Origin of the sequence: Achromobacter spanius (assembly GCF_003994415.1) — a bacterium.
GTDB classification, from domain to species: Bacteria; Pseudomonadota; Gammaproteobacteria; order Burkholderiales; family Burkholderiaceae_B; genus Achromobacter; species Achromobacter spanius_C.
Genome location: NZ_CP034689.1, coordinates 1,903,324 through 1,916,188 on the forward strand (window position 1 = coordinate 1,903,324; position 12,865 = coordinate 1,916,188).

Consider the following 12,865-nt stretch of genomic DNA (forward strand, 5'->3'; position numbering starts at 1 on the left):
GCACAGGCCTTATAGAACATGCCTTACAGCACGTCCCCCGCGTAGTCGGCCAGGCGTGAACGTTCGCCGCGCTGCAAGGTGACGTGGCCGGAATGCGGCCAGCCCTTGAAGCGGTCAACCACGAACGTCAGGCCCGAGCTGCCTTCGGTCAGGTAAGGCGTATCGATCTGGGCGACGTTGCCCAGGCAGATCACCTTGGTGCCGGGGCCCGCGCGGGTTACCAGCGTCTTCATCTGCTTGGGCGTCAGGTTCTGCGCTTCGTCGATGATCAGGTACTTGTTCAGGAACGTGCGGCCGCGCATGAAGTTCAGCGACTTGACCTTGATGCGCGAACGGATCAGGTCCATGGTGGCGGCGCGCCCCCAGTCCCCGTTGCCTTCGCCTTCGCCCATATTGAGCACATCCAGGTTGTCTTCCAGCGCGCCCATCCACGGCAGCATCTTTTCTTCTTCCGTGCCGGGCAGGAAACCGATGTCTTCACCAACCGGCACCGTGACGCGCGTCATGATGATTTCGGTGTAGCGCTTGGTTTCCAGCACCTGCGTAATACCTGCCGCCAGCGCCAACAGCGTTTTGCCCGTGCCTGCCTGGCCCAGCAGCGACACGAAGTCGCACTCCGGATTCATCAGCAGGTTCATGGCGAAATTCTGCTCGCGGTTGCGCGCGGTGATGCCCCAGACGTTGTTCTTGCCGTGGGTGTAGTCGCGCAGGGTGGCCAGCACCGCCATCTTGCCGCTGACTTCGCGCACTTGCGCGTAAAGCGGCATCTGGCCTTCGAAGTAGACGAACTGGTTGACGACGAATTGCGAGCACAGCGGGCCGTGGATGCGGTAGAAGGTGGTGCCGCCTTGCTGCCACGATTCCACGTCCTTGCCGTGCTTGTTCCAGAAGTCTTCGGGCAGTTGCATCACGCCCGAATACATCAGGTCCGAATCTTCCAGGACGTGGTCGTTGAAGTAGTCTTCCGCGGCCATGCCCAGCGCACGCGCCTTCAGGCGCATGTTGATGTCCTTGGACACCAGCACCACTTCGCGCTGCGGGAATTTTTCTTGCAAGGCGCGCACCACGCCCAGGATCTGGTTGTCGGCCTTGCCCATGGGCAGGTCGGACGGCAGCGTGCTGTGGATGGCGGTCGTCTGGAACATCAGGCGGCCGGTGGCGTCCTTGTTGCCCAGCTTGGCCAGTTCCAGCCCTTCGTCCAGTTGCGTGGCGTCTTGCACCAGCGCGTCCAGCGAGCGGCTGACCTGGCGCGCATTGCGCGCCACTTCCGACATGCCTTTCTTTTGGTGGTCCAGCTCTTCCAGCGTCATCATCGGCAGGAAGATGTCGTGCTCTTCGAAGCGGAACAGCGAGCTGGGGTCGTGCAGCAGTACGTTCGTGTCCAGGACGAACAGCTTGCGCGGCTCGTTCTGGGCGCGCGGCTTGGCGCGTTTGGTTGGGCTGGTTGCGGCCTTGGCCGGACGCGCCGGTGTGCTGGCGGCGGGTGCGGGGGCGGGCGGAGGCACTTGGCGAGCGGGCGCGGGAATCTGCGCCTTGCGGGCCGGGGCCGTCATGCCGTCGAGTTCGGGCTGCATGAGCAGCTCGTCATCGTCATCGGCAAGCGCGACTTGGGCGTTGGACTGCGCAGCGGCAGTCTTGGTGGTGCGGGCCTGCGCCCGGGCGGTCTCGCCCGAGGGGAAGGTCAGGATGGCTGCGGGACGGGTGGGCAACTTCGGAAGCGGCATATGCGTCACTCTCCAGGGTGGGCCAGCTATAGCGCCTGACGGCTGTTCCGGTACGGCTAACCGATGCTTTTTGCGGCCTGCAGGACTTCCTTGGCGTGGCCCGGGACCTTCACCCCGCGCCACTCCTGCACCAGCACGCCATAGGCGTCGATCAAAAAGGTGCTGCGCTCAATGCCTCGCACCTGCTTGCCGTACATATTCTTCTGCTTGATGACGCCGAACAGATTGCACACGGTTTCGTCGGCGTCGGAGATAAGGGGGAAAGGAAGTTCGTACTTGGTCTTGAAGTTCTCATGCGACTTGAGTGAGTCGCGCGAGATACCGATGACCACGGCGCTGGCCGCCAGGAATTCGGCGTGCAGGTCGCGGAAGTCCTGGCTTTCGGTGGTACAGCCAGGCGTGTTGTCCTTGGGGTAGAAATACAGGATCACGGCGCGGCCCTGGCATTGTTCCAGGCTGATCGGGCCAATGGTGCTTTCCGCGGTGAAGGGCGGGGCGGGCTTGCCGATGCTGGGCGTCATTTCTGTGATTCTCCGTTGGGAGGGATAAGGGCGACGACCACGCGTCGGCCCTCGGCCATCAGGATGTTGTAGGTGCGAGAGGCGGCGTGCGTGTCCATGATCTCGACGCCGATTCCCATGGCCAACAGGGGACGCAACACTTCGGGACGCAGGAACTGTTGCCGGGCGCCCGTGCCCACCAGCAGCACTTCGGGCGCATTGGCCGGGCGGCTGGGGCTGGCTTCCGGTTCGTCCAGGAAGGCCATCGGGTCGCGGACGGGCTCGGTCAAGCCGGCCGCCTGATGCAACAGGGAAGAGGTGATGTCGGCCGGCGATGCAGCGGGCCATTCGGCAACTTCGCCTTCGGGGCCAAATGCGACCGACGAAGAAAAACGGACTTGGTTGACCTCGATGTAACCCTCACCGTAAGCGGTGACGGTGTTCAGCGCGGCCGTTGCAGGATCGGTATGCAGCTTCAATAAAAACTCCGGCTTGATGGGCTTGATGATAGCGCATCAGACTCGCCATGGGTTGCCATGATGGGCGCTTTTTACGAGGTGGGAACGGCCGAAAAAAACCCTGTCTTTTCAATGGGGAAACGGGCCCGTTTTTGCCCCATTTGCCGCATGGCCGTCGTTGCGCTAGATTACAGGGTTTTGCTGCGCTGCAAACGTGTGCTGGCGCGGCCTTGAGCCCTTTTCCCCTTCGCGCGACCGCGCCCTGGTTTTTTCGCCCTTTCCGCCCCTAAGGATTCCCATCATGAGGAAGTTCTCTCGCATCGAGCGTTTGCCCCCGTACGTTTTCAACATTACTGGCGAGCTCAAGATGGCGGCGCGTCGGCGGGGCGAGGACATCATCGACATGTCCATGGGTAATCCGGATGGCGCAACGCCCAAGCACATCGTCGACAAGATGGTTGAGGCCACCTCGCGCCCGACCACGCACGGCTATTCGGTGTCCAAGGGCATCCCGCGTCTGCGCAAGGCCATCTGTGACTGGTATCAGCGCCGCTACGCGGTGGAATTCGATCCGGATTCCGAAGCCATCGTCACCATCGGTTCAAAGGAAGGCCTGGCTCACTTGATGCTGGCCACGCTGGACCGCGGCGACACGGTGCTGGTGCCCAACCCCAGCTACCCGATCCACATCTATGGCGCGGTGATTGCCGGCGCCAACATCCGCTCGGTGCGCATGACGCCCGGCGTCGATTTCTTCGAAGAGCTGGAACGCGCGGTGCGCGAGTCCATTCCGAAGCCCAAGATGATGGTGCTGGGCTTTCCCAGCAACCCGACCGCGCAGTGCGTGGACCTGTCGTTCTTCGAACGCGTCGTGGCGCTGGCCAAGGAACACGACATCCTGGTGGTGCATGACCTGGCCTACGCCGACATCACCTTCGACGGCTACGTGGCTCCGTCCATCATGCAAGTGCCCGGCGCGCGCGATGTGGCCGTCGAGTTCTTCACGATGAGCAAGAGCTACAACATGGCGGGCTGGCGCATCGGCTACATGGTCGGCAACCGTGAACTGGTCAACGCGCTGGCGCGCATCAAGAGCTATCACGACTACGGTACGTTCACGCCGATCCAGGTGGCCTCGATTGCCGCGCTGGACGGCCCGCAGGACTGCGTGAACGAGATCGTGGCCCAATACCAGAGCCGCCGCGACGTGCTGGCGCGCGGTCTGCACGAAGCAGGTTGGAATGTGGAAATTCCGAAGGCGTCCATGTATATCTGGGCGCAGATCCCCGAACCCTACAAGGCGATGGGCTCTTTGGAATTTGCCAAGCGTGTCCTGTCGGATGCGAAAGTGGCCGTGTCCCCCGGGATCGGCTTCGGCGAGTATGGCGACGACTACGTACGCTTCGCTCTTATCGAAAACGAGCAGCGCACCCGTCAAGCGGTGCGCGGCATCAAAGATATGTTCCGCAAGGACGGATTGCTGAAATGAATACCCCTGAACGCTCACCCGTCGCGCAAGGCCCCGAGGGCGGCGCGATGCGTCCCATGAAGGTGGGCCTGCTTGGTCTTGGCGTGGTTGGCGGCGGCACATGGAGCGTGCTGTCGCGCAACGCGGAAGAAATCGCGCGCCGCGCCGGCCGCCGCATCGAAGTCACGCGCGCCGCCGTGCGCGACGTGGCCAAGGCGCGCGCCCGCGTGGGCGACTCGATCCTGGTCGACACCGATGTGCATGCGCTGGTGCGCGACCCTGAAATCGACATCGTCGTTGAATTGATCGGCGGCGACACGCTGGCGCTGGAATTGGTGATGGAAGCCATCGTCAACGGCAAGCACGTCGTCACCGCCAACAAGGCGCTGCTGGCCAAGCACGGCAACGAGATCTTCGCCGCTGCCTACGAGCGCGGCGTCATGGTCACGTTCGAGGCCGCGGTGGCCGGCGGCATCCCCATCATCAAGGCGATCCGAGAAGGCCTGACCGCCAACCGCATCCAGTGGGTGGCCGGCATCATCAACGGCACCACCAACTTCATCCTGTCCGAAATGCGCTCGCGCGGGCTGCCGTTCGCCGAGGTGCTGGCCGAAGCCCAGCGCCTGGGCTACGCCGAAGCCGATCCCACCTTCGACGTGGAAGGCGTGGATGCCGCGCACAAGCTGACGCTGCTGGCGTCCCTGGCCTTTGGCGTGCCGGTGCAGTTTGACCGGGCCTACATCGAAGGCATCTCGCAACTGGCCGCCGAAGACATCGAGCACGCCGAGCGCCTGGGCTACCGCATCAAGCTGCTGGGCGTGACCAAGCGCCGCCCCGACGGCATCGAACTGCGCGTGCATCCGGCACTGGTGCCGTCCGAGCGCCTGCTGGCCAATGTGGAAGGCGCGATGAACGCCGTGCTGGTCAAGGGCGACGCGGTCGGCCCCACGCTGTACTACGGCCAGGGCGCGGGCGAAGAGCCCACCGCTTCGGCCGTGGTGGCCGACCTGGTCGACGTGACGCGCCTGCACACCGCCGACCCGGGCAACCGCGTGCCGCACCTGGCCTTCCAGCCAGACGCCATGTCGGACACCCCGATCCTGCCGATCGAACTCGTCAGCACCTCGTACTACCTGCGCCTGCGCGTGGACGATCAGCCGGGTGTGCTGGCCGACATCGCTCGTATTCTGGCCGACCGCTCCATTTCGATTGGTTCGATGATCCAGCAGCCCTCGCACATCGGCGGCGCCGACATCATTTTCCTGACGCATGAAGCGGTGGAAGGCAACGTCAATCAGGCTATCGAGCAGATCGAGTCGATGCCGTTCGTGCGCTCCAAGGTGACCCGATTGCGCGTGGAGAACCTGACATGAAATACGTCTCGACCCGTGGCGGCATGGCCGCCCAGCCGTTTTCCGACATCCTGCTGGAAGGCCTGGCGCCCGATGGCGGGCTGGCCGTGCCGGAGCAACTGCCGCAAGTGTCCGAGCAAACGCTGGAATCGTGGCGCGGCCTGTCGTACGCGGACCTGGCGTTCGAAGTGCTGTCGCTGTTCGCCACCGACATTCCCGCCGACGACCTGCGCCGCCTGACGCGCGCCGCCTACACGCAAGAGATCTTCAACAGCGAAGACATCGTGCCGCTGCGTCCACTGGACGGCGGCCTGACGCTGCTGGGCTTGTCGGAAGGCCCGACGCTGGCGTTCAAGGACATGGCCATGCAGTTCCTGGGCCAGGTCTTCGAATACGTGCTGGCCAAGCGCGGCACCACGCTGAACATCGTGGGCGCCACGTCGGGCGACACGGGATCGGCCGCTGAATACGCCTTGCGCGGCAAGCAGGGCGTGGCTGTCTTCATGCTGTCGCCGCATGGCCGCATGAGCGCCTTCCAGCGCGCGCAGATGTATTCGCTGCAAGACGAGAACATCCACAACATCGCGGTGCGTGGGGTGTTCGATGAAGCCCAGGACATTGTCAAGGCCCTGGCCAGCGACCTGGACTTCAAGACCAAGTACCGTCTGGGCGCGGTCAACTCGATCAACTGGGCGCGCATTGCCGCCCAGGTGGTGTATTACTTTCACGGCTGGTTGCGCGCCACCGACAAGCCGGGCCAACAGGTGTCGTTTGCCGTGCCGTCGGGCAACTTCGGCAACATCTTGTCGGGCCACATCGCGCGCAGCATGGGCTTGCCGGTGCGCCGCCTGGTGCTGGCCACGAACGAGAACAACGTGCTGGAAGAATTCTTCCGCACGGGCGTTTATCGTCCGCGTCCGGCCGAGCAGACTTACGCCACGTCCAGTCCGTCCATGGACATCTCGCGCGCGTCCAACTTCGAACGCTTCGTGTTCGACCTGGTGGGCCGTGACGCCGCCCGGGTGAAGGCTTTGTGGGCGGCGCTGGCGCAAGACGGCTCGTTCGACTTGTCCGACCTTAAGCCGCAGTTCGAATCGCGCTACGGTTTCGTGTCGGGCCAAAGCTCGCACGAGGCTCGCTTGTCGACGATCCGCGCACTCTACGACGAGACCGGCGTGCTGGTCGATCCGCACACGGCGGACGGCGTGAAGGTGGCGCGCGACTTCGTCGAACCGGGCGTGCCGATGCTGGTGCTGGAAACGGCCTTGCCGGCCAAGTTCTCCGAGACCATTGAAGAGGCCCTGGGCCGCCCGGCCACGCCGCCGGGCAACCTGGCCAATCTGGAATCGCTGCCGCAGCGCGTGGAAATCATGGATTGCACACTGGCCGATGTGCGCGGCTTCATCGAGGCGAACGCGAAGGTCTGAACCTGTAACCGCTTGCGGTTTATGTAAGTGCAAAAACCCCTTGCCGGCTTGTCCGCAAGGGGTTTTTTACGATGTGGGACGCGGGTATTACGTTCTTTCGCAATTTGGCCACAACCCGACACCTTATTGGGGCCAGGTTCCCGATACAGTGAATTCACCTATTCACACTTGGAGAACACGCCCATGAACCTGAAGACCATGACGTTGGCCCTGGTGGTGACCGGAGTTGGGGTACTGGCCGGATGCTCGTCGCCCTCGGTCATTCAGCAACGGGACGGAAGCTCGACCGTAACGTCCGATGCTCCGTCTTATGACGAAGACGCCGGCATGTACGAGTACGACAAGGACGGCAAGAAAGTCAAAGTCAACAAGGACGATGTGAAGTCCATCGAAGAGGTCAAGTGACCGCCGTTGCGCCAGAGACGCAATGAAAAGAAGCCCCTTGAGCAGTCAAGGGGCTTCGCGTTTCTGGCGGGGCTTACGTCTTACGTCGCCTTCGCCGCTTCTTCCGCGTGGTAGCGGCCCACGCGCTCGACTTCGTTCTTCGAGCCCAGGATCACGCTGACGCGCTGGTGCAGCTTGTCGGGCTGGATGTCCATGATGCGTTGGACGCCGTTGATGGACGCGCCGCCGGCCTGTTCAACCAGGAAGCTCATGGGGTTGGCTTCATACATCAGGCGCAGCTTGCCGGCCTTGCCGGGTTCGCGGGCGTCCCAGGGGTACATGAAGATGCCGCCGCGGGTCAGGATGCGATGCACGTCCGCCACCATCGAGGCGATCCAGCGCATGTTGTAGTCCTTGCCCAGGGGGCCGGTGGCGCCGGCCAGGCAATCGTCGACGTAGCGCTTCATGGGCGGAGCCCAGTGGCGCATGTTCGACATGTTGATGGCGAATTCCTTGGTGTCTTCGGGCACGCGGATGTTCTCGTGCGTCAGCACCCAGGAACCCATCTCGCGGTCCAGCGTGAAGCCCACCACGCCGTTGCCGATGGTCAGCACCAGCATGGTCTGCGGGCCGTACACGGCATAACCGGCCACGACCTGCTTGTTGCCCGGCTGCAGGAAATCTTCTTCGCAGACGGGGGCGCCCGACACATTGTGCGGGGCCTGCAGTACCGAGAAGATGGTGCCGATGGAGACGTTCACGTCGATGTTGGACGAGCCGTCCAGGGGATCGAACAACAGCAGGTATTCGCCCTTGGGGTAGCGGTTCGGAATCAGATGGATGGTTTCCATTTCTTCCGAGGCCATGGCCGCCAGGTGGCCGCCCCATTCGTTGGCTTCAAGCAGAATCTCGTTGGACAGCACGTCCAGCTTCTTCTGCACTTCGCCTTGGACGTTTTCGCTTTCCAGGCTGCCCAGGACGCCGCCCAAGGCGCCCTTGCTGACCGCATGGCTGATGGCCTTGCAGGCGCGCGCGACCACTTCGATCAGCAGTCGCACTTCCGGCGCCAGGGCTTGGGCGGAGCGTTGTTGCTCCACCAGGTATTGAGTCAGTGTTTTACGTTTCAAAAGGGTCTCCCTATGCTGCGAATTCTAAAGCCTTGGATACGATTTCCTGCACGTTGCGCGACAGCCCTTCATGGGCGCGCACCTGTTGCAGGGCGGCCTGCATGGGCGCGCGCAGGGCGGGCACGAAGCGCGACCAGTTATCCAGCGCGCGCGCCAGCCGGGCCGCGATTTCGGGATTCAATGCGTCCAGCGCCAATACCTGTTCGGCCCAGAACGCATAGCCCGAGCCGTCCGGGTGGTGCATGCCGCGCGCGTTGTTCAGGCAGAACTGGAAAATCAGCGCGCGGGCGCGGTTGGGGTTGCGCAGCGTGAAGGCGGGGTGCGTCATGAGTTCACGCGCGGTTTGCACCGTGGTCGAGCGCGCCGCGGCCTGCAAGGCGAACCACTTGTCGACCACCAGTGGGTTGTCGCGCCACTTGTCGTAGAACGCCGCCAGCGCTTCCTGCGGGAAGTCGCCCTGGCCGTAGTTGATCAGGGCGGACAGCGCGGCCATGCTGTCGGTCATGTTGCCGGCGCGTTCGTACTGCTGTTCGGCCAGGCGTTGGGCATCATGTTCGCCTGCGGCCAGCAGGTGGCCGAGCGCCAGGTTCTTCAGCGCGCGCTTGCCGGCGGGCACCGGAGCGGGGCTGTATTCGCCCGGCGTCTGGTTCTGTTCGACAGCCTGGCGGAATTCGGCAGCCAGTTGGCGACCAAGTTCGGCGCGCAGGAAATCGCGGGCCACGGCCAATGCGGGCGGGTCCACCGCGTGCATGCGCTCGGCCAGCGTTTTTTCGGACGGCAGAGCCAACGCGCGGGCGCGGTAGGCGGCGTCGATGGCCGGGTCGGTCAGCAGCGCCCGCCAGGCGTTGATGAAAGCCGCTTCGGCGTGCAGGGTGCGACCCGCCTGGCGGGCTTCGGCCAGGGCAAGAATCTGGCGCGTGGCCAATTCCTGGCCGGCTTCCCAGCGGGCGAAGGGGTTGGTGTCGTGCGCGGACAGCAGCGCCAGCTCTTCGTCGGTCCAGTCATAGTCGACGATGACCGGAGCCGAGAAATCGCGCAGCAACGAGGGCACGGGGCGCTCGTCGATGTCTTCGAACACCCACTGCTGGCTGGGTGTCGTCAGCTCCAGCAACGCGGTGTCGCGGGTGGCGCCGTCGTGACGCAGCGGCAGGGCGTGGCCGGCCTGATCCAGCAGCCCGATTGCAAACGGGATGTGGTAGGGCGCCTTGACGTAGTCGGGGCCAGCTTTCTTCTCGACGCCCACGGGCAGGCATTGCTGGGTCAACGTGACCGTGCAGCGGCGCGTGGCGGGGTCATGTTCCAGCTTGACGGCAACGCGCGGCGTGCCGGCCTGGCGATACCAGCGGCGGAACACGGAAAGGTCGCGGCCCGGGTGCTGGCGGACATAGACCGACTCCATGGCGTCAACGAAGTCGTCGCAGGTAACGGCTTGGCCGTCGTGGCGGCGGAAGTATTCGTCCATGCCGGCGCGAAAGCCTTCCTCGCCCAGCAGCGTGTGCTGCATGCGGATGACTTCGGCGCCTTTTTCATACACGGTCGCCGTGTAGAAGTTGCCGATCTCCTGGTAGCTTTCCGGGCGGATGGGGTGGGCCATGGGGCCGGCGTCTTCGGGGAACTGGGCGGCGCGCAGCGCCACCACGTCGTCGATGCGCTTGACCGCGCGCGCGCTGGCCGCCGCGGCGGCATCCATGTCGTGCGCCATCATGTCGGCGCTGAATTCCTGGTCGCGGAAAACCGTCAGGCCTTCCTTCAGACTCAATTGGAACCAGTCGCGGCAGGTGACGCGGTTGCCGGTCCAGTTGTGGAAGTATTCGTGGCCGATCACGGATTCGATGCCCTCGTAATTGGCATCCGTGGCGCTGTCGGCGTCGGCCAATACGTAGGCGGCGTTGAAGATGTTCAAGCCTTTGTTTTCCATCGCGCCCATATTGAAGTCATGGACGGCGACGATCATGAAGCGGTCCAGATCCAGTTCCAGGCCGAAGCGGGTTTCGTCCCAGCGCAGCGCGCGCACCAATGAATCCAAGGCCCATTCGGTCTTGGTCTCGGAACCCGGGTCGCTATAGACCTGAAGCAGCACGTCGCGGCCACTGGCCGTCTTGACGGTGGTTTCACGGTGCGTCAGGTTGCCAGCCACCAAGGCGAACAGATAGCAGGGCTTGGGGAACGGGTCTTCCCATTCAACTTCGTTGCGGCCGTCAGGCAACTGGCGTGATGCCATGAGGTTGCCGTTGGACAGCAATACCGGGTATTGGGGCTGGGCGCGCAGCGTGACGCGATAGCGCGACATCACGTCCGGACGGTCGGCAAACCAGGTGATGCGGCGAAAACCCTCGGCTTCGCATTGCGTGAAGAAATTGCCGCCCGAGACATACAGGCCCATCAGCGTGGAATTGGCGGACGGCTTGCAGCGGCTGACGATCTCGACGCTGGCGTCGGCGGGCAGCCCGTAAATGGCCAGGTGCTGCTCGGACAAGTGATAGCTGTCGGCCGCCAGCGCGGTTCCGTTGACGCCTACCGACACGAGTTCCAGGTCTTCTCCGTCCAGGATCAAGGCCGCGTCGGCGCTGACGCCGGGCTTGCGTTGCACGCGCATCGTGCAGTGCACCTCGGTGGCGTCGGGCGCCAGATCGAAGGCCAAAGCGACTTCGGGAATGTCGTAGGGGTAGGGCTGGTAATCCTTGCGATAAACGGTAATGGGCGTGTCGGTGCGCATGGAGTTGCAGTCCTGGTTGAACGAGGGGTCTATTGTAGTAGCTGGGCGCGATGCGCCGTCTGGGGCTTGCGGGCTACGGCAAACTTTTTAGGGTGGCCATAGTCAAAGCTCAGTATGATGGCGCCGTCGTGCGCAACAGGAGTCGCAAAAATGTTCCAAATGTCATTGTTCAGTGCAGGCCGTTGGGCTGGATTATTGGCTTTGGCCGGGGCGCTGATGTTGACGGGTTGCGCCGCCCCTTCCGTGTCGGCGCGTGTCACGTCATTCCAGCAATGGCCCGCTGGCGTCGAAGGACAGACTTATCAGTTTGTGGCCGCGGACCCCAACCAGATCAATAATCTGGAATACCAGTCTTATCAGGACATGGTGCGCGCGGGCATTGGCGCAACCGGCCTGGTTGAAGCGCAACCGGGCGCCAAGGGGCGTTTCGATGTGTCTTTCACTTATGGCACGAACCAGACGCAGATCATGGTGCGCCGGGCCTACGATCCCTACTTCTATGGTGGTTATGGCTATGGCGGCTATAGCGGATTTTATGGGCCGCGCCCATGGGGGCCAGGCTTTGGCTACTGGGGGCCGGAGTGGGTGGACGTGCCCATGGCGGTGCAACGCAACACGCTCAGCCTGAAGATCCGCGATACCCAGCGGGGGGGCGCCGAGGTATACCGATCCACCGCCTTCATACTCAGTCAGGGTGATGATTTCATGCGCACAATGCCGTATCTGGTGCGCGCGATATTCGACAATTTCCCCGGAAATAATGGGGCCGAACGTGAAATCGAGTTCCCGTTGAGGTAGGCGCGGGGTCGATTCCCAGGCAAGTTTGAAAAATAAATCGGCGCACCAATGTGGTGCGCCGATTTATTTCTTACTACGGAATAGGTTTTATTCTTTGATAAGAAAACTCTCGCGGGTGGCGCCGGAAGCTTCTTCGGCTGCGAGCCAGCGCGGTGCTTTACCACGACCGCTCCAGGTTTCGCCAGTTTGGGGATGGCGATACTTGGGCGCAACGGCGCGCTTGGGGGCGGTAGCGGGGCGGGCAGCCGCGCCAACCTTGCGTCGGCCGCCCGGGGCCACGCGTGCGGGCTTGCCGGAACCGTAAGCCGCGATGATCTCTTCCGGGGTAATGTCGTATTCGCGCATGGACGTGATGATGGAGCTGATCACGGGCTTGCGACGCTTCGTTTGAAGGACTTCCGCCTTCTTTTGAAGCTTGTTGATTTCCTTCTCGATCTTTGCTTGCAGTGCTGCGTATGTTTCTCGGGCCATGGTTTATTCCTGATTATGGAACTGCTTTAATCGCCGGCGAAGTTATGTTTAATTGTTGTGCTTCGCATAATACATAAGTTACGGCTTGACTTCTCTATTTTCGGCCTAATTACTTTGTATCAAAAGGGCCGCATAGCCCGCGAGTATGCGGTTGGAGGTCTGGTGCAAGATTTGGGAAGGATATTCCCGAATTTGGGACGATTTGAAACAAACGTCGCGTTGGTCCGCAGGGCGGTCGAAACCGCCTGACAACGCCAGTTGCACGCCGCTGTTGTTTCAAATGACGAGCGAATACAGGTGTATGTCAGGTCATGTCAGGGGCATTTTCGCGCGGCCCGACTTCCATTTAACGCGGCGTGCTCAAGCTCTGTTTCGTCAAGCCATCCGGCGTCGTTCGGGGTTCCAAACCACGCCCGGCAAGACGCGCTATGCATTTTGGC

11 protein-coding genes are annotated in these 12,865 nt (G+C 62.8%); 5 read left to right on the forward strand and 6 right to left on the reverse strand.

Annotation, left to right across the window (positions count from 1 at the left end):
- Positions 1–23: 23 nt before the first annotated feature.
- Genes ELS24_RS08650 through ELS24_RS08660 form a run of 3 tightly spaced genes read right to left on the reverse strand, consistent with a single transcriptional unit; the run spans position 24 to position 2,703 of the window.
- On the reverse strand, positions 24–1,724 hold the full coding sequence (locus ELS24_RS08650; RefSeq protein ID WP_050445992.1) for a PhoH family protein: 1,701 nt from the start codon (positions 1,722–1,724) through the stop codon (positions 24–26).
- A gap of 56 nt (positions 1,725–1,780) precedes the next feature.
- Entirely contained in the window at positions 1,781–2,245 is a 465-nt protein-coding gene (locus ELS24_RS08655) for a peroxiredoxin (RefSeq protein ID WP_050445991.1), read from the reverse strand.
- Positions 2,242–2,703 carry an Mth938-like domain-containing protein gene (locus ELS24_RS08660; RefSeq protein ID WP_050445990.1) on the reverse strand — a complete coding sequence of 154 codons (462 nt, stop codon included), beginning with the start codon at positions 2,701–2,703 and terminating at the stop codon, positions 2,242–2,244. The genes ELS24_RS08655 and ELS24_RS08660 overlap by 4 nt, the downstream gene beginning before the upstream one ends.
- A gap of 280 nt (positions 2,704–2,983) precedes the next feature.
- Between ELS24_RS08660 and alaC the strand changes: the two genes are divergently transcribed.
- The 4 genes from alaC (at position 2,984) to ELS24_RS08680 (ending at position 7,334) form a co-directional block, all read left to right on the forward strand.
- The gene (alaC, locus tag ELS24_RS08665; RefSeq protein WP_050445988.1) at positions 2,984–4,171 is read left to right on the forward strand and encodes an alanine transaminase; all 1,188 of its coding nucleotides are present in this window, start codon (positions 2,984–2,986) and stop codon (positions 4,169–4,171) included.
- A 47-nt stretch (positions 4,172–4,218) separates the two neighbouring features.
- Positions 4,219–5,523: a homoserine dehydrogenase gene (locus tag ELS24_RS08670; RefSeq protein ID WP_127186281.1), complete on the forward strand. Its 1,305-nt coding sequence runs from the start codon at positions 4,219–4,221 to the stop codon at positions 5,521–5,523.
- The gene (thrC, locus tag ELS24_RS08675; RefSeq protein WP_127183856.1) at positions 5,520–6,929 is read left to right on the forward strand and encodes a threonine synthase; all 1,410 of its coding nucleotides are present in this window, start codon (positions 5,520–5,522) and stop codon (positions 6,927–6,929) included. The genes ELS24_RS08670 and thrC overlap by 4 nt, the downstream gene beginning before the upstream one ends.
- A gap of 183 nt (positions 6,930–7,112) precedes the next feature.
- Entirely contained in the window at positions 7,113–7,334 is a 222-nt protein-coding gene (locus ELS24_RS08680) for a YgdI/YgdR family lipoprotein (RefSeq protein ID WP_050445986.1), read from the forward strand.
- 80 nt (positions 7,335–7,414) lie between these two features.
- On the opposite strand, the gene ELS24_RS08685 is transcribed toward ELS24_RS08680, so the two are convergent.
- Positions 7,415–8,440, reverse strand: coding sequence for a class 1 fructose-bisphosphatase (locus tag ELS24_RS08685; RefSeq protein ID WP_050445985.1), 1,026 nt, complete (start codon positions 8,438–8,440; stop codon positions 7,415–7,417).
- A gap of 10 nt (positions 8,441–8,450) precedes the next feature.
- Positions 8,451–11,156, reverse strand: a complete 2,706-nt coding sequence (gene pepN / locus ELS24_RS08690; RefSeq protein WP_127183857.1) for an aminopeptidase N — start codon at positions 11,154–11,156, stop codon at positions 8,451–8,453.
- Between the two features lie 150 nt (positions 11,157–11,306).
- Between pepN and ELS24_RS08695 the strand changes: the two genes are divergently transcribed.
- Positions 11,307–11,954, forward strand: coding sequence for a DUF4136 domain-containing protein (locus ELS24_RS08695; protein WP_050445982.1), 648 nt, complete (start codon positions 11,307–11,309; stop codon positions 11,952–11,954).
- A gap of 87 nt (positions 11,955–12,041) precedes the next feature.
- On the opposite strand, the gene ELS24_RS08700 is transcribed toward ELS24_RS08695, so the two are convergent.
- Positions 12,042–12,425, reverse strand: a complete 384-nt coding sequence (locus ELS24_RS08700; protein ID WP_050445980.1) for an H-NS family nucleoid-associated regulatory protein — start codon at positions 12,423–12,425, stop codon at positions 12,042–12,044.
- Positions 12,426–12,865: the final 440 nt, after the last annotated feature.

Excerpts from the sequence above, each read along its gene's own strand:
- ELS24_RS08695 (WP_050445982.1), top strand. The coding sequence starts at position 11,307 with ATGTTCCAAATGTCATTGTTCAGTGCAGGCCGTTGGGCTGGATTATTG.
- ELS24_RS08700 (WP_050445980.1), bottom strand. The coding sequence starts at position 12,425 with ATGGCCCGAGAAACATACGCAGCACTGCAAGCAAAGATCGAGAAGGAA.
- ELS24_RS08655 (WP_050445991.1), bottom strand. The coding sequence starts at position 2,245 with ATGACGCCCAGCATCGGCAAGCCCGCCCCGCCCTTCACCGCGGAAAGC.
- ELS24_RS08650 (WP_050445992.1), bottom strand. The coding sequence starts at position 1,724 with ATGCCGCTTCCGAAGTTGCCCACCCGTCCCGCAGCCATCCTGACCTTC.
- alaC (WP_050445988.1), top strand. The coding sequence starts at position 2,984 with ATGAGGAAGTTCTCTCGCATCGAGCGTTTGCCCCCGTACGTTTTCAAC.
- ELS24_RS08670 (WP_127186281.1), top strand. The coding sequence starts at position 4,219 with ATGCGTCCCATGAAGGTGGGCCTGCTTGGTCTTGGCGTGGTTGGCGGC.
- thrC (WP_127183856.1), top strand. The coding sequence starts at position 5,520 with ATGAAATACGTCTCGACCCGTGGCGGCATGGCCGCCCAGCCGTTTTCC.
- ELS24_RS08680 (WP_050445986.1), top strand. The coding sequence starts at position 7,113 with ATGAACCTGAAGACCATGACGTTGGCCCTGGTGGTGACCGGAGTTGGG.
- pepN (WP_127183857.1), bottom strand. The coding sequence starts at position 11,156 with ATGCGCACCGACACGCCCATTACCGTTTATCGCAAGGATTACCAGCCC.